We start from the raw sequence: 23,160 nt of genomic DNA on the forward strand, positions 1-23,160 counted from the left end.
AAAACAAAATTCAATCGTCGGGAATGACGGAATGGATTGGTGCCTCTACCAATATCGCCACCTCGTTGAAAATGTCTTTGCGCGATTGAAACATTTCAGAGCCATCGCGACGCGATATGACGAATTGAAACGCAATTTTGAAGGCGTTGTCGCTTTGGCCTGCGCTTTTATTTGGTTACCCATGTAAAACGGCAACAGCCCCTAGCCGGAAAACGACATAAGCTATTTTGGCACAAGGATTTTTCCTAACTATTGAAAACAGACTGAATTTTTACCCTAAACTATGGCCCGAGCAAATGGCGTTTTGACGAGGTGTGCGATGAGGGTGTTAATTTTGCTGGCGATGGTTCTGAGTTATCACTCGGCAAGCGCGGAAGTCTTTAAATGTATCGGCAAGGACGGCAAAACCATTTATCAGGCCAAACCTTGCCAAACCAGCGATAAAACCGTGCAGTTGGATATTCAAGCCAATGAAGCACAAGAGGCAGCGGCCAAAGCCAAGCTGGAAGCCCTGCAAAACGAACAGGAAGCTGCCAAAGCCGCCAAACTGGAAGCTGAAAGACGCGATGCGATACTGAAAAACCAAACCGAATCGACAAATGCCCTAAAGCAAAGTGCGATTGCGCAGCAGCAGCAAGTTGAAGCGGAACAACGCCAGGCGGCAGCCTTGGAAAGACAAGCGCAACAAAACAGTAATCGGGTGCTGATTGTCGCGCCTCCCACCGCGTTACCGGGCATGCCCGCGCCGGTGACCACCGAAATTTTACGTTAGTCAGTCTCGGGAACCTCATGCTCTGGTTAAAAGCTTTACATTTGATTTTTATGGTGACTTGGTTTGCCGGCTTGTTTTATTTGCCCAGGTTATTTGTTTATCACGCAATGAGCGACGACAGTATCAGCAACGAGCGCTTCAAAGTCATGGAACGCAAACTGTACTATGGCATCATGACGCCGGGCATGATTTGTACCTTTATCTTCGGCGTGTGGATGTTGGGTGATTATGCCTGGATGCTATATTCCGGCAGCGGTTGGCTAAATCTAAAGTTGGGTTTGTTGGGTTTGCTGGTGGTTTACCATGTGTTTTGCGGCAAGTGGCTGCTGGATTTCAAGCATGATCGCAACCGGCATTCGCATGTGTATTTCCGCTGGATCAACGAGATCCCGGTATTGTTCTTAGTCGCCATAGTCTTGCTGGCCGTCGTCAAACCGTTCTAATATATGCCATCCTCGGCATGTAGGCCCCTGAGGCGCGAGTGATGCTAACTCAGTTCAGCCAAGCGTTCCGGTGTGCCTATGTCCATCCACAGGCCGGAAAACTTCTCGCCGCTAATCCGCTGTTGTTGCATGGCAAGGTTTAACACCGGTCTTAGTTTTAACGGGGCGACCGGGATGTTGGCAAACAGCTTGGGGTGATAAACGCCGATACCGCTGAAGGTGAGTTTGTTCAAGCCTTGTTCCGACAATACACCGTCGGCATTCAGCGAAAAATCACCTTCCGGGTGATGCGGCGGATTATTGATCATCACCAAATGAGCCAGATCAATGGCTTGGGTTCGCAAGTTGGCCAAGGGATAATCGCAAATAATGTCGGCGTTAAGCACCAGGAACGGCTCATTGCCCAGCAAAGGCAGGGCCTTGGCAATGCCTCCGGCGGTTTCCAGCGCGGTTTCGCCTTCATCTGAATACTCAATCGAAACATTCCAGCGCTTACCATCTCCACAATAGTCTTTAATCTGCGCGCCTAGATGGGCGATGTTGATGACGATTTCGGTAAAGCCGGCGGCTGCCAGGTTTTCCAGGGTGTATTCAATCAGCGCCTTACCGGCGGCTTTCAATAAGGGTTTGGGGGTGTGGTCGGTCAAGGGCCGCATTCTTTCGCCGCGCCCGGCCGCTAAAATCATTGCCTTCATGCAGATGCCTCGACACGCGGCAGCACCTGTTCTTGCAGAAACCGCTGCATTTCGGTTAACTCGGGATAGAGCTCGCAAACCCTGGTGATATAAGCCAGGGTGCGTGGAATGTCGGCCAAATAATCGGATTTTCCATCGCGCAGATGCAGTCTGGCGAAAATGCCGACGGCTTTCAGGTGACGCTGCATGCCCATCAGATCGAACCAGCGTTTGAATTGATTGAAATCGGCTTTCAGCAGTCCGGCTGACAACAGGCGTTGATGATATTGCTGGGCCCAGCTGATGACTTGCTGTTCGGGCCAAGCGATGTAACAGTCGCGCAGCAGCGACACCAAATCGTAGCTGATAGGGCCTACGACGGCGTCTTGAAAGTCGATAACGCCCGGTGAGTTGTGTTCCAGCACCATCAGGTTGCGCGAGTGGAAGTCGCGGTGCACGCAGACTTGCGGCTGTTCAAGTGCCGAATCGATCAAGATAGCGTTGAGAGATGTCGCGAGCGTATGGGGAATCGTAATGCCCAATAGTTTTTCCAAAAACCATTCGTAAAAAATACCGAGTTCCCGCAGTAGCAGAGCGCTGTCGTAAACCGGCAAGCCGCAATCGAGCGGATTTACGCCGGTTTGTAGTTTGAACAAGCTGTCCATGGCTTGTCGATACAACAGTTCTGCATCGCCGGTTTGTAAGCGGTCAAGAAAGCTTGTGGAGCCTAAGTCTTCCAGCAACAGAAAACCTTGTCGGCTATTCTGTTGATAGATATTCGGGATATGAATATCGCTCGGTTTCAGCAATCCGGCGATGCGTACGAACGGTTCGGTATTTTCCTTGTCCGGTGGTGCATCCATGGCAATGTGGCAGCCGTCCCGGTGCTCAACTCGGAAATATCGCCTAAAGCTAGCGTCGCTGGAAGCCGGGGTGATTTGTTGTATATCAAGAGCGACGTCGTTATTGAGCCAATCGACAAGCTCCGCCAAGCGGCGGTCTGAGCTGGAAACGTACATTTTTATTAATTGCGGGTCAACCTAAGGTAAAATGATGACAAGCATTTTATTCGATTTCCATTCCGCTAAGTCAATTTAGCCGCATTCGCCAAGACATGAATTATCGGTTTTATACAATTTCTTCAGCATTATTGTTTTTTACGGGCGTCGCCTCTGCTGCCAATAATGCGGCGTGGAATTGTGAGCAAACCAAAAATGGTGAATGGACCTGTCTAAACCAAACACCCGCAGGTAATGAGCCAGCCGCTCAGCCGCAAGTGATTAAACCCACCCCACCCGCTCAAACCAAGCCCGCTCCGCCCGAAACCGTCGCGCAGCCGCCGGTTCCCGTCGTGCCCGCGCCGGTTCAGCAAGCGATCAAGCCGGAACCCGAGCCGGAAAAAGTTAAGGTGGTTGAAAAGGCGGTGGAAAAAGCCGTTGCCGAGCCGCAAAAGTTACGGGTTAAAGTGACTGAAAATCAAAAACCGGTGCTGGAAAAAGTCGAGCCCAAAACCGAGACAGCCAATGCCAATACCGGCAAAGTGCCCGGTTGGACTTGCAAAACCGGTGATGATAAGAGCGGTTGGAACTGTAATCTGGTGGGTGCCGATCCGAAAGGCGAGGCCCATGTCGTAGCCGAAGGCGGCAGCAGTGAAGAGTCCGGTTCGTCTTGGTTTACGCCTACCTTTGATCGCAAACAAGAGCGGGATTTTCAAACCTTACGGGCCGAGTTTGATAAAGATCCTTGGCAAAGCTGCGAAGTGTGGGGTGCTAAAAAACGCAAAATCAGAGCCACCTCCGCCGAAGTCCGCGACGCAGCAACTACCGATATTAATGCCGATTTTTCGGAAGTCTTCGACGGCGAAGTGCTTAATTTTGCCGGTAATGTGGATATGGTGCGCGCGGATCAGCATTTGGTTGCCGACAAGGCCAGTTACGATACGGTTGCCGAAACCTTGGACGCACAAGGTAGCGTGTTATACAGCGAAGACCAGCTGGCTTTTTCCAGCGAGACCGCCTCGTTGAGCCTGGGTAAAGACGAAGCACGCTTGCGCAAGGCGCAATTTATCGTCGCGGAGGCGCCGTTTCGCGGCAACGCCGGGGTGGTTTATCGCGAGAGTAAAGGCTTGTCGCGTTATAACGATGCCGCGTTTACCAGTTGTGCGCCGGGCAATCAGGACTGGATTGTGCATGCTTCGCGGATGAAAATTAACCGGGACAGCGGACAAGGTTCAGCGAAAAACGCCTGGCTGGAATTTAAAGGCGTACCGGTGTTGTACACGCCTTATATTTCCTTCCCTACCGACAATCGCCGCCTGTCGGGCCTGTTGGCGCCAACTTGGGGTAGTACGCAACGGAACGGTTTTGACGTTTCCGTGCCGTTTTATTGGAATATCGCCCCCAACTTCGACGATATTGTCACGCCGCGTTACATGAGTAAGCGTGGTGAGCAGTTACGCAATAAATTCCGCTATCTGACCGATATATCCAGAGGTACGTTTTCTGCGGAATATATGCCCAACGATCAATTGGTCAACAAGGCCCGTTACTCGGCAAGCTGGAAGGATCAATCTACCTTGTTGCCGGGTTTAAATTCCTTGTTGGATTTGAACTACGTGTCCGACAAAACCTATTTCAACGACTTGAATAATGCCTTGGGTTTCCAAAATACCAGTTATTTGCCCAGTACCGCATTACTGAGTTACGGCGGGGCTGTTGCCGGCACCGCTCTAGGTTTGTCGGTAGGGGCATATCATTATCAATCGGTGGATAAAACCATTCCCGATGCCGCGATGCCCTACGATATGCTGCCTCGCGTCAATTTCAATGTGGCGCATGCGTTTGAAGGTTTGCCGGTTACGCTGGCGATGAATAACGAGTTTACCCATTTCTATCACACTGATCTGGTTAACGGTCAGCGGATTAATATTGCCCCGTCACTCAGCTTGCCATTGGAAAGTAGCGCCGGGTATTTCATCCCGAAAATCACCGGCCAATACACGCAGTATCAATTGAGTAACCAAACCTTAGCCGGGCAGCCCAGTACTATCAGCCGGACCTTGCCGATCTTCTCGGTTAGCAGCGGTATGAATTTCGAAAAAGACCTTAATTTCGGTGGTTCGCAGTATCTGCACACCTTGGAGCCGCAGGCCTTTTACCTGTATATCCCGCGCAAGGATCAAAGCAATATTCCGGTCTTCGATACCGCTCTGTACGATACCAATTTTTACAGCTTGTTCCGGGAAAACCGTTTCGCCGGTGGGGACAGGATTCAGGACGCCAATCAGATCACGCTGGCCACCGTTTCGCGGTTTATCGATTCCAATACCGGTTTGGAGCCTTTAAAAGTCAGTTTGGGACAGATTATGTATTTCCAGGACAGAACCGTGACGATGCCTGGGCAGCCGATTGAGACCAGTAATACCTCCAATTTTGTCGGAGAACTGAGCGGCCAATTCAGCAAACATTGGTCGTATATGACCGGTACCCAATGGGATCCGGAAGCCAACGGCTTCGCGCGCGGCCAGGTGGCGTTAAAATACAATATGCAACCGAACCAGATTGTGAACCTTGGCTATCGGTACCGTCGTAACCCCTTGGACAGCTTACAAACCATCTCGCAAACCGACGTATCGTTCCGCTTACCTTTGTTTGGCGAATGGTACGGCTTCGGTCGCTGGCAGTACTCTTTGAATTTCGATAAAACCACGGAAAGTTTCATTGGCGTGGAGCGGGAAAACTGTTGCTGGCGCTTCCGTATTCTGGGTAGGCGCTTTATCAACGGTGCCAATACCATCGCCTTTATCGATCCTAGCACCAAACCGGAAACGGCGTTTTTCGTACAGTTGGAACTGAAAGGTCTGTCCAGCTTCGGTGACAATGTCGATACCTTCCTGCAAACCAACCTGAAAGGCTATCGCAAAGCCAGCTATTTTGAGTAAGCAACGCATGATTAAAAAAGGGATAGTGATTTTCTGTTTGCTCCTGGGTGCTTATATGGCTCCGGGTCAAGCCCAAGTATTGGACCGGATAGTGGCGGTGGTGGAAGAAGATGTGATTCTGGAACGCGAACTGAATAACGAAGTCGGGGCCATCGTCAGTAAATTGCGGAGTAACAACGTAACGATGCCACCCGAATATGTGCTGCGCAAACAGGTGTTGGAACGCATGGTGGTTGACAAGTTGCAACGGCAACTGGCGGCTAAATCGGGCGTACAGGTCAGCGATGAAATGCTCAGTACTTCAGTTGCTGATATAGCCAGCCGGAACGGCCTGTCTGTTGAAAGTTTTCGTAACGAGTTGGCCAAGCAAGGCATGGACTACAAAGCGTTCGAAGATAATCTGCGCAACGAAATTATCATCAACCAGCTACGTGGCCGGGAAATCGGTTCGCGGGTCAAAGTTACCGATGCCGAAGTGTTGCATTACATGGAAACGCAGAGCAAAGCCGGCCAGAGCAATTCCCAGTATCATTTAGGGCATATTCTGATCGCGGTGTCGGAAGCGGCTTCGGCCTCCGCGATTCAAAAAGCCAAGGACAAGGCCGATCAAGTCATCGCCGAATTACGCGGCGGCAAGGATTTCAAACAAGTTGCGGTTAGTGTCTCCGACGACGATAACGCCTTGAAGGGCGGCGATCTGGGTTGGCGCAGCATCGGCCAGATTCCATCCCTGTTTACGGAAGTCGTGACGACGATGAACCAGGGCGATGTCTCGGAAGCGATCCGCAGTCCCAGCGGTTTTCATATCATTAAAATGCTGGAAACTGAGGGTGCCGGACAGCATATCGTTACCAAAACCAAGGTCAGGCACATTCTGATCAAAACCAATGAATTGGTGGACGACGCCGAAGCGCAGAAGCGTTTGATAGCGCTGAGAGAACGGATTAATGACGGTGACGATTTTGCCAATTTGGCGCGCGCGCATTCCGACGACAAAGGCTCGGCGATTAACGGCGGTTCGCTGGATTGGGTGGGTCCGGGCGCATTAGTGCCGCCTTTTGAGGAAGCGATGAACAAGTTGGCGATTAACGAGATTAGCCAGCCGGTGCAAACCCAGTTCGGTTGGCACATGATTCAGGTCTTGGGGCGCGAAAATCAGGACAACAGCGAGCAATTCAAAAAAGACAAGATTCGCGAGGAAATCCGTAAGCGTAAAATCGAGGAAGAAACCGAATTATGGTTGCGGCGCTTGCGCGACGAGGCTTTTGTGGAAATCGATCTGGATAGATTGTAAGGCACTATGAACGCTTTCTCTGCCGAAAGTCGTAAGGAAGATAAGTTTAAAAGGCGCTTGCAGCGCATAGTCAGCGAAGAAGACCTGACCCAGCAACGGGAGCTGATTCAGCGTACAGCGGCCGAATTGGATATAGACCTATTGACTTGCGCCGCGGCCTTGGTTTACCTAAGCCAACCAAACCTGTATCCCGCGCATACTCATACTCAGCAGCCCAGGTTGTTGGTCCCTCTACCGCAACCTCACAGTCGCGGTCCGCATGCAAACGGCAAAATGGTGCGTTATCGCCTGGCCGTCGGCAGCCAGCACCAAGTTAGCCGCGACGATATTCAGGCGGTATTGGTCGAAGAGTCCGGCGTAGATAAAAAACGCATTGGCAGGATCGACATTCGCGATACGTATACGTTGGTGGAGTTACCGGACGGCATGCCGGCGGATATTTTTCAGTTATTGACCGAAGCGTCCATAGGACCGCATCGCCTCAACATCAAACGCATCAAACCGAATAAATTCAGGCAAACCCGTAACAACAATCAGCTGGACGAGGAAAACGGCTAATTTCAGCCGTTTTCCTGCGGCCAGGTTTGGACTACATCGTCAGGCGAATGCCTATCCAAGCGGCGCGCGGTGCGCCGACCCCAACGAAGCGGCTTTGTTGGTCGCCTGGCAATCCCACGCCGTCAAGTACATCCCCGGTATTGCCCCAGGTGCCGAAATTGGCATATTGGCGGTCGAACAAATTGCTCACTTTACCGAACAGCGCGACGTTTTTGTTGAAGCGGTATTCGCTACGCAAATTAAATACGACGAATCCCGGCAGCTTGGCCGTCAAATTGGCTTCGTCGCCGCGCAGATATTGCGAGCTGTTGTAATTCATATCCATTCCCAGAGTCCAGGCGGAGACGATGTCGAAGTCGGTGCTGAACTTGAACTGATGGGCTGGGATGCCGGGTAGCTTGTCGCCGGCCTGTACCTGGATATTGCCGTCGCCATCCGCCAGCGGATTGTTGGGGCTGCTGCCCAGAAACGGCGTTTCGAAGCTGGCATCGATATAGGTGTAATGGCTAGACCAGCGCCAGCGCTCGTAAAAATTACCCGCCAATCCCACTTCTACACCTTGGCGTAAGGTAGAGCCGACATTGTCGAAATAACCGACATTGCTGCCGACACCGCCGGTGCTCTTGAAGATGATGTCGTTATTGTTGATGGTGCGGAATAAAGCCAAATTCCAGTCCATGTAGCCGGGCAGCAAGTTTTTCAACCGGCCGCGCACCCCGGTTTCGAAGGTATTGGCGACTACTTGCTTGAGAGGCGGATCGGATACGAAAGCATTCGGCAAACGGCAAGGGTCGTCCGGGTTGGCGCAGCTTAACTCCATCGGTGTCGGCACCCGCGACGATTCGCTGTAGTTACCGAAAAAGGTCAATTCCGGCATGAAGGCGTAGGTCAGACCCGCGGCCGGATTGAAGCGGTCGAATGAGTGCGAGCCGTTCAGGTCGTCGCCGACATGGTCGCGCAGTTTAATATGGGATTGGTTGTAACGGCCGGAGACGGTCAGATCCAGTTTGTCGGTCAAGGAATAGGTGTCGGTTAAAAATACGCCGTAATGATCGGTCTCCGTAGTCAGGCGGACATGGGCGTCTTGCAGCAATACGCCGCCCCCTGACACCCCGCGATCAGCGGTTAACGAACCCAGCTGGGTGTCGGCATGATAGCGGGCGTTGCCGTGGTCGAAACTGGCCCCGCCTACCAGATGGTTGTTGCGGCCGAATATTTTGTGGTCGAAAGCGTTTTGCAAGGCAAAGCCGAACGATTGCTGTAGCGTGCTGGAAGTGTTGATGGTGCCGCCCTCGACGCCTGGGGTGGCGTCTATGTTATTGCCCGCTAAATCGAAAAGTCCTTCGTCTGCCAGTTCGCCATCGGTTTCCTGGCATAAAAAGGCATTTTCACCACCACCTTCGTCCAAGCAGGTGCCAAATTCGCTACCATCGCCGTTATAAGTGCCGATCTTGTTCCGGCGGTAGTACATCGTACCGGATAATTGATTGTGGTCGTTCAGCCAGGTATCGCCGGCTAGCGACACCAGCATCATCCGGTTGCGGGTAATGTCGGGATGCGTAAATACCTGATCGCGGCCGAATGCCAGCATTTCCTGGGGAAGGGCGCCGTTGCCGCGCAAGGTGTTGTCGCTGCCGGCGATGCTTAAGTCCAGGCCGGATTTAACGCCGCGCCAACTCAGGGTGCCGAAGCCTTGTTTGGCTTCGCTCGGGGAGTGGGCGCGCCAGCCTTTTTCGTTGAAATACTTGGCATCCAGGAAATAGCCCCAGGTGCCGTTGTTCCAACCGCTGGTGAGTTCTTCGGAATGGCGGTCCCAGGAGCCGCCTTGGGCTTCGAAACTGTGGCCGGGTGCCGAGAAACCGGTCTTAGTGTTGATGTTGATCGAGCCGCCCAGCGCATTCAAACCAAACGCCGGGTTCGATGCCGGTTGCAGGCTAATATTCTGTATGGCGCCGTTAGGGATTAAGTCCCAGTTGATCATATCGCCGAACGGTTCATTGAAACGAATACCGTTGACATACGTTGCCAGGCCTTGCGGCAAGCCCATCAGCGGTGAGGCGCTGAAGCCGCGGTATTGCACATCGGGTTGCAGGGGGTTGTTTTGCGCATCGTTGATGTTGACGCTGCCGAGATAGCGGTTCATGTAGTCCGCCAGAGACAGGGCTTGGGCTTCCTGCAATTTCTCGGCTGACACTGTTTGCACATTCGCCGGAATTTTATTGATATCGACGCCGCCGAATTGTAAAGGCGTTACCGCCACAACTTCCACTTCTTCCAGATTGGTCGCAACTTCCGCGGCTATGGCTTCGGCTAAGGGCAGCATGCTGAACAATGGCAGCACGCCGAGCGCAACTTTTTTCATAAATTTACCTGAGAATACAAAACAAAAGCGGCATGGTAAACAAGCAGGGCCGGGGGTTCCATTGTCGGCAATAAAAAGGAAAAATTCCTGATTTGCATCGCGTCGGCCAATGCCGGAATATTTCAGTCAATAAGGCCCCGACGGGGTAAAATACGCAGTCACGCCGTTTTTCGGCAAGCCCTGTTAATTGCCATAGCGACTATGACTATTCAATATATCAACCGCCCGGATCAACTCGATAGCCTTTGCCAACTGATCAGCCAGGAGCCCTGGATCGCCCTGGATACCGAATTTCTTCGCGAGAAAACCTATTACCCCAAGTTTTGTTTACTGCAAATAGCCGCGCCGGGCTGGGTGGCTTGTGTCGATCCGTTAGCGATTGCCGATTTAACGCCGCTGTTAGAGGCGATTTACAATCCCAATATTGTCAAAGTGTTGCATTCCTGCCGGCAGGATCTGGAAATTTTTTACCAGATTACCGGCAAAATTCCGGGCCCGATTTTCGATACGCAGATTGCCGCGCCGCTGCTGGGTTTTCAGGAAAATCCGGGTTATGCGATGCTGGTATCCAGCTTTTTAAACGTCAATCTCAGCAAGGCGCATACTCGTACCGACTGGTCGGAGCGGCCCTTGAGCCAGGATCAAATTCAGTATGCCGCCGACGATGTGATTTACCTGTGCAAGATTTACAAAATCATGTGCGAGCAACTGGATAAGTTAGGGCGTGCAAATTGGCTGGAAAGTGATTTTGCGCTGTTGAACGATCCGGAGCTATACCAACTCTCGCCGGAAAATGCCTGGTTGAAGATTCGTGGCAAAAACAAGCTGACCGGTAAGCAATTGTCTATCATGCAAAGCCTTACCGAATGGCGCGAACGTACCGCCCAGCAAGAAAACAAACCGCGCAGTTGGTTGTTGCAGGATGATTTGCTGCTGGAACTGGGCAAATTACAACCCGTGACCTTGGCCGATCTAGCCAAGATCCGCAACATCAACGACCGTACCGTCAATCGTTACGGCAAAACGATTTGCGAATTGATCGACAGTGCCAAACAACGTCCGCCCAAACCCTTGGCCGAAAAGGATCAAGCCGGCAAGAAAACCCAACAGCACGAAGCGATACTGGATGTACTCAGCGCGGTGGTCAGGATCCGTGCTGAGGAAAACTCGCTGAATCCCATCATATTGGCTACCCGCAAGGATCTGGAGCAATTACTGTCCGGCGATGAGGATTGCTTGTTGTTGCACGGCTGGCGTTACAACATGGCCGGCCGGGAGTTGCAGGGCTTATTGCGCGGTGACTTAACCTTGAGCTTGAAGCCGGATGGCGTGGTGATTAGTGCGGTTTAGCATGCGGCGGCCTGCAATAGCCATAATGCTGAATTATTAATCCCCCCAATGTATCGGTGGCCGGCATTTCCGTTTAAGCCGGTCTATCGAATAGCGGCGTTTTTATTGATCGGGCTCCCGCCTTACGGCAGCGAGTGCGATAACCAAGATAACTGCATCGGCGGCGGGGAACGGCTGAGAATCCGCTATGCTGATTTACCGAATTGCTGTGCAAACAATGCCGCCGGTAGCGGTTTGGCAAACAGATAACCCTGACCGTAATCGCAGCCGATAGCGGTCAGCAAATCGCGTTGCTGCTCGGTTTCCACCCCTTCCGCGATGACTTTCAAGCCCAATTTATGCGCCATAACGATGATGGCTTCGCAAAGTACGAAGTCGTTCGAATCCTGCGATAAATTGCGCACGAACGACTGGTCTATTTTCAAATAATCAATGTCGAATTTTTTCAGATAAGACAATGCGGAATACCCGGTGCCGAAGTCATCTATAGCGACTTGCATGCCGGCGTCGCGGAACGCCATCAAATGATTGTGTACAGACAGATTGGCGTCCAACAGCAAGCCTTCGGTGATTTCCACCACAATACTTTGGCCAGACAATCCCAGTCGATTCAAATAGTTGAACCAATCTTGAGGGGCATGCTCGGGGCTTTGAAATTGTACTGGCGATTTGTTGACGCTGATTTGAAATTCGGGATGGATAGTGGTTCGCCACGTTTGTACTTGCCGTGCGGCGGTTTCGAATACCCAATCGCCAATTTCTCTGATTAGACCGGTTTCTTCCGCCAGCGGTATAAATTCTGCCGGGTTAATCAAGCCACGTTTTGGGTGATGCCAGCGTAGCAAGGCTTCCGCTTTATGCACTTCGCCGCTCAGCAAGTCGACGATGGGTTGATAGCACAGCAAAAATTGGGTATTGGCCAGCGCGGTACGTAAGTCGCCGAGCATTGCGGCGCGGGCTTCCAGCGCGTCCTGTAAGGCTTGGGTAAAGAAATGGTAGTTGTTACGGCCCTGGTTTTTAGCAGCGTACATGGCCTGATCGGCATTCTTTTGTAATTGGCTTAAGTCGGTGCTGTCGTTTGGATAAAACGTGATGCCGATACTCGCAGAGACATAAGCCAGTTCGCCGTCCAAGCTAAAGGGTGCACTGAGTTTTTGCAGCAGGTTTTTAGCTATCGGTTCGGACACTTCGATACAGTCCAACTCGCTCAAGATAATCGTGAATTCGTCGCCCCCCAAGCGCGCCACGGTATCGGACTCCCGCACGCAGGTCTGTAAACGCCGTGCGGTTTCCTTCAGCAAGTTGTCGCCCATATCGTGGCCCAGCGTATCGTTGATTTCCTTGAAGCGGTCCAGGTCGATAAACAACAGTGCAAACAATTGGCCCATGCGGTGGGCTTTTTTGATTTCCAGTTCCAGCCGGTCGCGGAACATCCGCCGATTAGGTAGGCCGGTGAGCGGATCGAAGTTGGCTTGTCGCCAAATTTGTTCCTCGGACTGTTTACGCTGAGTGATGTCGGAAAACAGGGCGACCCGGCGTAGCGGCTTGCCTTCCGCATCATAAATGGTGTTGATGGCTAGCTCTTCGACAAACAAGTGACCATCCTTACAGCGATTTTTTATTTCTCCGCGCCACGCACCGGTCGTTTGCAGCGTGGTCCATAATTCTCGGTAAAACCCCGTATCATGTTCGCCGGAACTGAGAATATGGGGATTTTTACCGACAACTTCAGCCTCCGTATACCCAGTCATCTTGGTAAATGCGGGGTTGACGCTGAGGATGGTGTTATCGCTATCCACCACTATCATCGCTTCACTGCTGTTGTGATAAACCAGGGCCGCAAGCCTCAGGTACTCTTCGGTTTTGCGCAACTCGCTGATGTCGCGGGCAAAACCAACCGTACCCAGTAACTGACCTTGTTCATCCATTACAGGCGCTTTATAGGTCTCGAACCATTTGCGCACGCCGCGATCGACAATTTCCTCTTCGACAATCAATTTGTCTCGCAAAGCCATCACGCGCCGGTCATCGGCGACGTAGCTTTCGGCCAGTTCCGGCGGGGCAATGTCGAAATCGTTTTTGCCCGCCAGCGCCTCCGGGTTGACGGCGGAAAATACGTTGGCGAACTCCTGGTTGACGGCCAGCAGGCGGCTATCGGTATCTTTTAGCCAAATCGCATGCGGAATGTTATCCAGCAATGCGCGTTGATAGTATTCTTTCTTTTGCAGCGCTTGTTCCGTACGATGTTGATTACTGATGTCGCGAAAACTCCAGACGCGGCCGACAATTTTGTCGGCGATACTTTGTGGCTTGGAATAGCGTTCAAAAATCCGGCCATCGGTAAACTCGATCAGATCGTAACTTTCTGCCGCGGGGTGATTGTAAAGAGCCTGAACTTTGTCGAAAAACGCATCGGGATTTTTTAGCTGCTTAACGGCTAAATGCAAAAGTTTTATATCGTCTTTATCTTCTCCAACAGCCGTGCTGGGCAACTGCCACAGTTCAAAAAAACGCTGATTGTAAGTGACGATCTGACCTTGCAGGCTGACCACCAAAATGCCGTCGGCCGTGGCTTCCAGCGTAGCCTTTAGCAAGGAAACCGATTGGGCTAAAGCGTCTTCGCGGACTTTGTTTTCGGTAATGTCTTCGTAGATCCCCAAAATGCCGATCATTGCATGATCGGAATTGCGCAAGGGTATTTTCGAGGTGCGTAGCCAAATGGTATTGCCGGCAGGTGTGGTTTGGGGTTCTTCATACGCCAGTTTGCCTACCCCCGATGTTATCACCTGGCGATCATCTGCTTGGTAACTTGCGGCTTGATCTCGCCAATTCAGTTGACTGTCGTCCTTGCCGATTAAATCGCTGGAACTGGATTGTCCGGCATCCCCCGCAAATAGCGCGTTACAGCCCAAATAGCGAGAATTCAGGTCTTTCCAGAATACACGGATTGGTAAGGTTTCCAGGATGGTCTGCAACAGTAAATGGGATTCGGTCAGTGCTTTTTCGGATTTTAGTTGCTCGGTAATATCGAACAAAATGGCCAGATTGTCTCCGACATACGATTCGCCCAGTGATACCGAGCCGGCGAGCACCGTGCGCCGTTCGCCGTGTTTGCAATGAATTTCCGCTTGGAGGGTTTCGAAACTTTGCACGCGACGGGATTTATCAGTCAACTCCAGCCAGGTTTCCATAATGTTCTGGCGGTAGGCGGGGTCGGGATAGGCTTTGGGCCACCATTCGTCTAGCGATTTAATATCGTCCAGCGTGTAACCGAAAGCTTTGTTGAAAGCCGGATTTAGCAATGTGAAATTGCCTTTGGCGTCGTAAATGGCCTGGGGCACTGGGGAGTAGTCGATTATTGCCTTCAAACGCCGTTCGCTATCTGCCAGTCCTGTGGTAATCAGTTGCTGTTTGTGTAGGGTTAGTGCCAAAGTCGTGCCGGTCCAGGACAGTACCAATATATAAAACCATAGGTTCAGCAACTCGCTTTTCTCAAAATCGTCGCCGAAAAAGCCCAGATGATGTGCGGCTCCGAATAGCGCTTGGATGGTAATCAAGCCGGCAATCAGTGTCACGCCATGACGATTGAAACGGAGGGCGGCCCAAATGGCAAACAGAAACATCCAGTAACCGCGGGCGATTTTTCCAAAGACAGGCTGGAAAGCTTCGAGAAATACTACTTGGCCGGCGAACAAGGTCAGAATGATCAGCAGCAATGCTTCCAGGCCACGTTTTTCAGCAAGCCATTGGTTTGGCCAATTCCGCCAAACCAATAATATCGGCGTGGCCGTGACAATGCCGAAAGCATCCGCCATCCACCAATGTAAAATCGATTGCGGGATAGCCGCTAGTGGTATGAAACCGGCCTGATGTAAAGCCAAAGGGCCAATACCTGCACTGATCAAAGAGCAAGCGGCGCCGGTCAGGGTTAGCCAGATAAAGTGACCTGGCTCGGTTAAGTCTAAAGAAAAACGCTGTTGGTGTTTTAGCAGGTAGGCGGCTGTCACCGATTCCAGTGTGTTGCCCGTTGCAATGGCAAAAGACAGTGGGAGCGAGTCGTCTACCATCAAGCCGGCGGCGAACGCGCCGAGAAATATGCCTGGCCAATAGCGAAGGCCTTTCAGCAATAAGGCGGCCAATCCCAATCCGCCGGAAAACCACACCAGGGTGATGTTACCGGTCTCTGAGAAATAAGACAGTACAATTTTGGCTAATAGGCAATACAGCCCCGCCAAGCCGAGTATTGCCGCAACGTCTAGCCAGCGGTAATTGGGAAATGCCATGAATTGCTGCAAGTCTGGAATTTGGCTAAAGTTGGGAGAGCAAACCCGCAGCCAGCAAGCTTTCGTAAGCTTTATAGGCCGCAATTACCGACAAAATCAGGAAAAACACGCCGCTGGCTTTATGCAGCAAAGACAGGGGGATTTTTTGCAACACGGTTCGTCCGGCCAGCACGCCCAGCGCGGACGTAAACGCCAGCGCCAGCGTCGAGCCCAGCCAAACTGCAATCGGTTGCGCGGTACTGCTGAATGCAACGACAGCCAATTGAGTTTTATCGCCAAATTCGGCGACGGTGATCAATAAAAAGGTCGTAAAGAAAATGCCGTGGCCACTTTTCTCGACGATTTCTTCGTTGTCATCGTCTTCGTCGTGGTTGAGCAAAGCATGCAGACCGAATGCGGCAAACAGCAGGGCGACGGTGGCCGCGACCAGATATTCCGGTAACCATGTCGCAATCGCCGCACCAAAAACCACCGCCAAAGTGTTCAGCAGCGCGAACGCGGCAATCGCTCCTAATAACACCGGAGTCGGTCTGTGCTTGGAGGCCAGGGTCATGCATACCAGTTGGCTTTTATCGCCAATTTCTGCGGCGGCTATCAGTGCAAAGCTGGTGCCGCCGGTCGCGAGCAATTCCGCAAAGTTTAAGGTGCTTATTTGGGTGATGAATGCGGTTAGGTATTCCATTCGGCACTGAGGAGTTTGATCGGAAGATAAAACACCCAAAAAGCTGCTGCTTTTTGGGTGGCGCACTTGGTTTAGGCGGTGTTTATGTCAGTATTTTGTCCAGGATCATCATGATGATGAAACCGGCCATTAATGAAAATGTAGCGATGCGCGAGCGGCCTTTGGCGTGCGTCTCCGGGATGATTTCTTCGCTGATGACGAACAACATCGCACCGGCTGCAAACCCCATTGCAATCGGCAATATCGACGAAAATACCGTGACCATGGTAATGCCCAATAGGCCGCCCACCGGTTCCACCAAGCCTGTCAACGTGGCGATGGCGACGGCTTTCCATTTGTTGTAACCCAGGCCGACTAGGGGCAGGGCGACTGCCAGGCCTTCCGGCAAATTTTGCAAGGCAATGGCAATAGACAATACCAAGCCATTGTTCATATCGCCGGAGCCAAAGCTGACGCCGACCGACATGCCTTCCGGGAAGTTATGGATGGTGATGGCGATGATGAATAAAGAGATTTTTTGCAGCGAATCCAGGGAATGATCGCTGACTGAATCAAAATGCAGATGCGGCAATCGGCTGTCGGCAAAATGTAAAAACAGCGCGCCGATCAGCATGCCGGCCGATACGATCCATAAGCCTTTGCCGGGCCAGATTTGCTCACCGTAATCCAAGCCGGGCACCAGTAGCGAAAACGCGGTGGCCGCCAGCATTACGCCCGCTGCGGCGCCCAGCAAGCCGTTGAATAGGCGGTCGGAAATATTTTTAAAGAACAAGGCCGGCAAGGCGCCGATGCCGGTAGCCAATCCAGCCAGGACGCTGGCCAGAAAGCCGATCACCACTACTTTGTCAAAAATAAGGTACAGGCTGCCGAATACCAGGATTTGCGAGAGCAAAAACAAGCCGATAAACACGCCCCAGCGTTGCATCAGCGGCAAGGTCATCACATGCAGGTATTTAGGATGGGCTTGCAAACGAAGATAGTAATCTTCGAGCGTTTTTTGAATATTCAGCATATTTTTACCTTTATTGTTCTTGTGGCTAAAGCCAGGATTATACTGAATTCATGCGAATTGCCGATTTTTACCCACAATGTTTGCGGGGAGTTTCTCGGTTATCTGCAGATAACACGCCGTCTTTGCACAGGAAGCCGCGGCTGTCCGCCTGCGGCGATAAAAGAGCCCAGGTTGTATCCTGGGCAGGTTTCGATTTACAGTGCCGGTTTTGGCGGCCATGATGTGGCTTGGTCCGGTATTTCGGCGTTTTTCAGGAGTTCGACAGAATGAAGGTTTTGCAAGGTTTTACAGCAGTCGGTGTTCTCGCGGTCATCAGCGCTTGCGCACCGGTTCAACAGCAGGTTTCAGATCAGACTTTTGCCTTGGGCGGGTCGCCAGCCGTCTATGGTGTAGCAGGTTCTATCGCCGGTGCGGTGGGGCAGGCCAACCAACTAGGGTTAATCGATATTCTGGTTGGGCAATTGGGCATCAGCCCGCAGCAAGCGCTGGGTGGCGTGGGGTCAATTTTTTCAGTGGCGCAGCAACGCATGAATCCCGGTGACTTTTCGCAATTGAGCAATGCCGTACCGGATATGGACCGCTATTTGTCCTCGGTACCGCAACAGGTTTCTGCTTCCGGCTCGCAATCTTTGCTGGGCGCTGCGGGCGGGTTAATGGGCGGGCAACTTGGCAGTCTGGCGAATTTAGCCGGATCGTTTCAATCTTTGGGTATGAATCCGTCCATGGTCAGCCAGTTTGTGCCGGTGGTTTTACAATATGTACAAAACCAAAGCGGTGCTGGGGCTATGAGTTTGCTTCAGCACGCTTTATATTGAACAGCGCGCCCACTTTCCGGTTTGGGCCCCGCTTCTCCGCCCGCGAATATCGTCGTTTGCGCTCAGGCGGGAATGACGACATCAGAAGATATAAGGGCCTGGTGAATGAAATGGCGTGGACCTCAATCTAATTTTTACAATCACAGACTAAAAAATCATGGAAATATTATTGATAGGCGCCGTTTTGATGATCTTCGCCATTTTGTTATCCGCATGGCTGATGACTTTTGCCAAATGGTTTCCGATCAAAGGCATAGACGGCGAGTTTTTAAAAGACTACAAAACCCTGATTCGGGCGCATGTGGACTTTGCGTTGATGGCGCTGTTTTGTCTGGGCTTTTACGGCACAAAAGTGCCGTTGCCGATCACCGCTTGTTGGTTGGTCGTGATCGGCGGCTTGACCAATCCCGGCGTGTTTGTGGTGGCGGCATTCGATCCGGATTTTTGGTCCAAGCCGATATGGCGGATCTATTCCGCTTTGAGTTTTGTCGTCACCACCCTTGGTTTTGGCTGGATTGGCCTCACTTTACTGAATCATGCTTTGTCGGCATGACCCATGGAACCGGCTGTAAAAAGCCGGGCCTAAGTTTTCGAAATTCTCGCTTTTTGTTTTCAGGTTAAAAAATGACTGCAGCCTTACCCATACATGATTACGCCCTGCTCGATGATGCCGAATGTGCCGCGCGCATAGAAGCCGCCAAAGCCAAACTCGGCAAGCGCTGCATTATTCTGGGCCATCATTACCAACGCGACGAAGTATTCAAACATGCGGATATATTCGGGGACTCATTGAAATTATCGCGGGAAGCGGCACAATCCGAAGCCGAATATATAGTCTTTTGCGGCGTGCATTTCATGGCGGAAGTGGCGGATATTTTGTCGCGGCCGGAGCAAATCGCGATTTTGCCGGATTTGGCGGCTGGTTGTTCCATGGCCGACATGGCCAATAAGGTCAAAGTCCAACAATGCTGGGACGAGTTGGCGAAAGTGATTGACGTGGAAAACACCGTCACCCCGGTGACTTACATCAATTCCGCCGCCGATTTAAAAGCGTTTTGCGGCCAGCATGACGGTATTGTCTGTACCTCTTCCAACGCCGAAAAAATCCTCAACTGGAGCTTTGCCAAACGCGAAAAAGTTTTGTTTTTCCCGGATCAGCACTTGGGCCGCAACACCGGTTACCGGATGGGCATCCCGCTGGAACACATGGTGACCTGGGATTTCAATAAGCCGCAGGGCGGTTTGACCGAACAGCAAATCCGCGATGCCAAGATTATTCTTTGGAAGGGTCATTGTTCCGTGCACCAGGCCTTCCAGCCCGAACAGATCGATAATTTTAAGGAAAAACACCCGGAAACCCTCGTTATTGCTCATCCAGAAGCCTGTTTTGAAGTGTGCGAAAAATCCGATTACATCGGTTCCACTGAAATGATTTTGAAAATCGTCCGCGAAGCCGAAGCCAATACCCGTTGGTTGGTAGCGACAGAACTGAATCTGGTTAATCGCCTGAACCAGGAATGCAAAGCCCAAGGCAAAAGCGTGCATTTCATGGCGCCCACTTTAAGCATGTGCTCGACGATGTTCCGCACTGACCCGCAGCATCTGTGTTGGGTGCTGGAAAATCTGGCGGCCGGGCATGTAGTCAACCAAGTCTCCGTGCCTGCCGAGCAGGCGGCGCTGGCGAAAAAGACTTTGGATAATATGCTGCTGGCGTCTTAACGCCTTCTACACTTGCGCTCGCTGGCGGTGCTGGCGAGTTCAAGCAGGTTAATAATCTGAATGCAGTGCAGGCTGTAACAGAATTTTTCTGACGCCGGCTTGGGCGGCGTGATTGAATGCGGCAAGTCCATCGCTCAGTGGGTATTGGCCGTCTATCATGGTTTCCACGGGTAGCTTGTTTTCTGTCAGCAGCGCTAATGCGTCCGCGAAGGGGCCGCAGCGGGAGCCGATGATGTTGATTTCGTAAACCACCACTTTGCTTAAATCCAGCGCCGCGTTGGCTGCAAAGGTGCTTTTCAACACCAAGGTGCCGCGCGGTTTGACGATGCGCAAGGCTTGCGCAAAACCTGATGCCTGACCGCTGGCGTCGACGACGCAGTCGAAGCTGTTGTCTGGAATCTCGTTAGTCAAGCCAGTCGTCAGTTGCCATTGTTTAGGTACTGCCAAGGATGCCGCCGACCGGCCCAACGCCGTGATCTGGTAGCCGGCCAGATTTAACACCTTGGCGATCAACAAACCCAAGCGGCCGGGGCCGACGACCGCGATGTCGGTGATGGGTAGTGCGGCTATTTGTTTTACTACTCGTAGAGCAGCGGCCAGCGGCTCGGTAAACACGGCGGCTTGGTCAGTCACTGCGTCGGGGACGGTGTACAAGTTGGCAACCGGCAAGCTGAAATAATCGGCAAATACCCCATCCTTGCCGCGTATTCCCAGCACTTTACGATTCAGGCAATGCTCGGGGCCGTCGCGTCGGCACACCTCGCAGGCGTTGCAGCCGATGTTGATGGCACCCACCACGCGCCGGTTCAGCCAATCTCTGTGTTTGTCATCGGCAACGGCGATGACCGTACCGACAAATTCATGGCCGAGGATGCCGGAAAAACCGGCATAACCCTTCACCAGCTCCAGGTCGGTGGCGCAGATACCGGCCAGGCGCAGTTCAATCAAAGCTTCGCCGGCAGCTAGTTGGTATCGGCATATCGTTGCGGTAGGATAATAACTTGTCTAATCTCAGTGCTTGCATCGGTATCATCAAGGTGCTGTGCAGAGTTAACTTTTTACCAGACATTCAATCCAAGAATATACCTTTAGCGCTTTTCCAGCATTTTTCAGGTGGTTTGCGATGAGCTATTTACCGACGACGTCTTCCGCGGCAGCATTTCAACATTTTCTGTCCACGCCATTGGATACCTTGCTTACCAAACATCAAGCGCTTAATCCGCAGCAAAAAATGCTGGCTTTATTTCAGCGTTGTGCGGCCGAGGTGCCCGCTTATCGGCAGTTTTTACAAGCCCAGCAAATCGATTCCGCGCAGATTAATAATTACGCGGATTTTCAAAAGCTACCGTTAATCAGCAAAGCTAACTACATGCAAGCCTATCCCTTGCCGGCGCGTTGTTTCGGTGGCAGTTTGAGTGGCGCTGATCGAGTGGCGGTGTCGTCAGGCTCCACCGGTGTGCCGACGTTTTGGCCGCGTTCGGCCGAGTATGAACTGGATGTGGCGGTGCGGTTCGAACAAGTGTTCAAGGATAGTTTTCAGGCCGATCAACGGACTACACTGGCGGTGGTGTGTTTTGCGCTGGGCAATTGGGTGGGAGGATTATTTACCACGTCTTGCTGCTGGCATTTGGCGGGCAAAGGCTATCCGTTGCTGGTGGCAACGCCGGGCAATAACAAAGCCGAGATTTTTCGGGTGGTGCGTGAATTGGCGCCGCACTTCGAGCAGACCGTGTTATTAGGCTATCCGCCGTTTGTAAAGGACGTGATCGATGCCGGCGCCGCCGAGGGCATAGACTGGGCCCAATTCAAGCCCAAGCTGGTGTTTGCCGGCGAGGTGTTTAGCGAGGAATGGCGCAGCTTGCTGTCCGAGCGTATCGGTTCTGAATCGGTTTGTTTCGATTCCGCATCGTTATACGGCACCGCCGACGGCGGCGTACTGGGTAACGAAACGCCGCTTAGCATTGCCATTCGCCGCTGGCTGGCGCAACGGCCGGAAGCCGCCCGAGCGTTGTTCGGCGAATCGCGCTTGCCCACCCTGGTGCAATACGATCCGCATAGCCGTTTCTTCGAAGTACACGATGGAACGCTGGTGGTTTCAGGCGAAAACAGCGTACCTTTACTGCGCTATCACATCGCCGACAAGGGCGGGGTGCTGAGCTATGAGCAAATCTGGGATTTTCTGCGGCAGTACGGCGTGCAGTCGGTCGAGGATTTAGGTTTGGCTAGCGGATTTCAAGCTCGCGACTTACCTTTTGTGTATGTGTTCGGCCGTGCCGATTTTACCGTGTCCTACTACGGCGCCAATATCTATCCTGAAAACGTTACGGTGGGATTGGAACAGCCGGAGATCATGGCTTGGGTGACCGGCAAATTTGTCCTGCAAACCCAGGAAAATGCGGAGGGCGATAAATATCTGCAGATTGCCGTGGAATTATTGCCGGGTGTGGTGGCGGAACCGGCGATGGCGCCGACGATAGCTGCCTCCATCCGCGCACAACTACTGCGCCTGAACAGCGAGTTTGCCCATTACACGCCAGTCGAGAAGCAGTTGCCCCAGATCAGCCTACATGGTTTTGCGGATGCGGATTATTTCCCCGTTGGGGTAAAACACCGGTATACCCGGCGTTAATTGGTATATTCGGCGGCGGGTGCTGGGGCTCTAATAGTGAGAGCCCCAAAACTGCCAGGGTTGTGAAGTTGCTGGCCCCGGAATTAACGTTTTTCGTCAGCCTCTTCGCCGATTTCCCATTCCTCGGTGGCGGTTTCGATGATTTTGCCGCTGGCGGCATCCACTTCGATTTTGGTTTCTAAGCCTTTGTCATTCACGATGTCGAATTCGTAAGACGAGCCGCCGTTTTCCTCCACTTCGTATTCAACTTCCTCAATCTTGCCGGGGTTGGCTTTTAACGCAATTGCCGCGGCATCTTCCTCGGTGACTTTGACATTCTTTTTGAATGCCTGGCTATTGGGGGCGGCTACTTCAGCTTCTTTTTCAGTCAGCTTGCCGCTGTCGGCATCGCACATGTATTCCCATTCCTGGCGGTTGTTGTCGCGCAATTCCAGTTCATAGGCGCCTTTACCGGCTACGTTGAGCTTTTCCAGTTTGACCAGCTCACCCGCTTTTTCTTTTTTGACGGCCTGGATGCAATTTTCCAAGCCTTGATCGGCTGCCAAAGCATTAGCGGACAACATGCCCAAACCGGCCAATACAGATAATGCTAACACTGACTTTTTCATAAACCACCTCGCAAAAATA

19 protein-coding genes are annotated in these 23,160 nt (G+C 52.1%); 11 read left to right on the forward strand and 8 right to left on the reverse strand.

Annotated elements, in window-relative coordinates; translation table 11 throughout:
- The 3 genes from QLH52_RS15745 to hemJ all read left to right on the forward strand — a co-directional run.
- The coding region (locus QLH52_RS15745) for a transposase (RefSeq protein WP_341850221.1) at positions 1-187 on the forward strand (187 nt) is incomplete at its 5' end.
- A gap of 132 nt (positions 188-319) precedes the next feature.
- Entirely contained in the window at positions 320-772 is a 453-nt protein-coding gene (locus QLH52_RS15750; protein WP_205450955.1) for a DUF4124 domain-containing protein, read from the forward strand.
- 17 nt (positions 773-789) lie between these two features.
- Complete coding sequence (hemJ, locus tag QLH52_RS15755; RefSeq protein WP_319962195.1) at positions 790-1,215, forward strand: protoporphyrinogen oxidase HemJ; 426 nt, start codon at positions 790-792, stop codon at positions 1,213-1,215.
- Between the two features lie 44 nt (positions 1,216-1,259).
- Here the strand turns inward: hemJ and murU are convergent, their stop codons facing one another.
- Entirely contained in the window at positions 1,260-1,910 is a 651-nt protein-coding gene (gene murU, locus QLH52_RS15760; protein WP_319962196.1) for an N-acetylmuramate alpha-1-phosphate uridylyltransferase MurU, read from the reverse strand.
- Positions 1,907-2,908 (reverse strand): aminoglycoside phosphotransferase family protein, encoded by a 1,002-nt coding sequence (locus tag QLH52_RS15765; RefSeq protein ID WP_319962197.1) that lies wholly within the window; start codon positions 2,906-2,908, stop codon positions 1,907-1,909. Before QLH52_RS15765 ends, murU begins: the two co-directional genes overlap by 4 nt.
- Before the next feature lie 257 nt (positions 2,909-3,165).
- On the opposite strand from QLH52_RS15765, the gene QLH52_RS15770 reads away from it, so the two are divergent.
- From QLH52_RS15770 to QLH52_RS15780, 3 genes are read left to right on the forward strand one after another with little or no spacing between them, the layout of a single operon-like run.
- Positions 3,166-5,829 (forward strand): LPS assembly protein LptD, encoded by a 2,664-nt coding sequence (locus QLH52_RS15770; RefSeq protein WP_319962198.1) that lies wholly within the window; start codon positions 3,166-3,168, stop codon positions 5,827-5,829.
- Between the two features lie 7 nt (positions 5,830-5,836).
- A complete protein-coding gene (locus QLH52_RS15775; RefSeq protein ID WP_319962199.1) occupies positions 5,837-7,123 on the forward strand; it encodes a peptidylprolyl isomerase in 1,287 nt (428 codons plus the stop codon).
- Positions 7,124-7,129: 6 nt separating this feature from the next.
- Positions 7,130-7,681 (forward strand): DbpA RNA binding domain-containing protein, encoded by a 552-nt coding sequence (locus QLH52_RS15780; protein WP_319962200.1) that lies wholly within the window; start codon positions 7,130-7,132, stop codon positions 7,679-7,681.
- Between the two features lie 31 nt (positions 7,682-7,712).
- On the opposite strand, the gene QLH52_RS15785 is transcribed toward QLH52_RS15780, so the two are convergent.
- Positions 7,713-10,043 (reverse strand): TonB-dependent receptor, encoded by a 2,331-nt coding sequence (locus QLH52_RS15785; protein ID WP_319962201.1) that lies wholly within the window; start codon positions 10,041-10,043, stop codon positions 7,713-7,715.
- Positions 10,044-10,244: 201 nt separating this feature from the next.
- Here QLH52_RS15785 and rnd point away from each other — a divergent pair, with 201 nt between their 5' ends.
- A complete protein-coding gene (gene rnd, locus QLH52_RS15790; RefSeq protein WP_205450934.1) occupies positions 10,245-11,393 on the forward strand; it encodes a ribonuclease D in 1,149 nt (382 codons plus the stop codon).
- A gap of 185 nt (positions 11,394-11,578) precedes the next feature.
- Here rnd and QLH52_RS15795 read toward each other — a convergent pair whose 3' ends face one another.
- The 3 genes from QLH52_RS15795 to QLH52_RS15805 form a co-directional block, all read right to left on the reverse strand.
- Positions 11,579-15,676 carry an EAL domain-containing protein gene (locus QLH52_RS15795; RefSeq protein ID WP_319962202.1) on the reverse strand — a complete coding sequence of 1,366 codons (4,098 nt, stop codon included), beginning with the start codon at positions 15,674-15,676 and terminating at the stop codon, positions 11,579-11,581.
- Between the two features lie 25 nt (positions 15,677-15,701).
- Positions 15,702-16,358 (reverse strand): TMEM165/GDT1 family protein, encoded by a 657-nt coding sequence (locus tag QLH52_RS15800; RefSeq protein WP_319962203.1) that lies wholly within the window; start codon positions 16,356-16,358, stop codon positions 15,702-15,704.
- A gap of 82 nt (positions 16,359-16,440) precedes the next feature.
- Positions 16,441-17,370, reverse strand: coding sequence for a ZIP family metal transporter (locus QLH52_RS15805; RefSeq protein WP_033155506.1), 930 nt, complete (start codon positions 17,368-17,370; stop codon positions 16,441-16,443).
- 266 nt (positions 17,371-17,636) lie between these two features.
- Between QLH52_RS15805 and QLH52_RS15810 the strand changes: the two genes are divergently transcribed.
- The 3 genes from QLH52_RS15810 to nadA all read left to right on the forward strand — a co-directional run bounded on the left by QLH52_RS15810 (position 17,637) and on the right by nadA (position 19,904).
- Positions 17,637-18,185: a DUF2780 domain-containing protein gene (locus tag QLH52_RS15810; RefSeq protein WP_319962204.1), complete on the forward strand. Its 549-nt coding sequence runs from the start codon at positions 17,637-17,639 to the stop codon at positions 18,183-18,185.
- A 157-nt stretch (positions 18,186-18,342) separates the two neighbouring features.
- On the forward strand, positions 18,343-18,738 hold the full coding sequence (locus QLH52_RS15815) for a hypothetical protein (protein ID WP_319962205.1): 396 nt from the start codon (positions 18,343-18,345) through the stop codon (positions 18,736-18,738).
- A 71-nt stretch (positions 18,739-18,809) separates the two neighbouring features.
- Entirely contained in the window at positions 18,810-19,904 is a 1,095-nt protein-coding gene (gene nadA / locus QLH52_RS15820; protein ID WP_319962206.1) for a quinolinate synthase NadA, read from the forward strand.
- A gap of 48 nt (positions 19,905-19,952) precedes the next feature.
- On the opposite strand, the gene QLH52_RS15825 is transcribed toward nadA, so the two are convergent.
- Entirely contained in the window at positions 19,953-20,852 is a 900-nt protein-coding gene (locus QLH52_RS15825; RefSeq protein WP_319962207.1) for an alcohol dehydrogenase catalytic domain-containing protein, read from the reverse strand.
- 175 nt (positions 20,853-21,027) lie between these two features.
- Here QLH52_RS15825 and QLH52_RS15830 point away from each other — a divergent pair, with 175 nt between their 5' ends.
- Positions 21,028-22,533, forward strand: a complete 1,506-nt coding sequence (locus QLH52_RS15830) for a phenylacetate--CoA ligase family protein (protein ID WP_319962208.1) — start codon at positions 21,028-21,030, stop codon at positions 22,531-22,533.
- An 83-nt stretch (positions 22,534-22,616) separates the two neighbouring features.
- Here the strand turns inward: QLH52_RS15830 and QLH52_RS15835 are convergent, their stop codons facing one another.
- Positions 22,617-23,141 carry a PepSY domain-containing protein gene (locus QLH52_RS15835; protein WP_319962209.1) on the reverse strand — a complete coding sequence of 175 codons (525 nt, stop codon included), beginning with the start codon at positions 23,139-23,141 and terminating at the stop codon, positions 22,617-22,619.
- Between the last annotated feature and the right edge of the window lie 19 nt (positions 23,142-23,160).

Origin of the sequence: Methylomonas defluvii (assembly GCF_033949435.1) — a bacterium.
GTDB classification, from domain to species: Bacteria; Pseudomonadota; Gammaproteobacteria; order Methylococcales; family Methylomonadaceae; genus Methylomonas; species Methylomonas defluvii.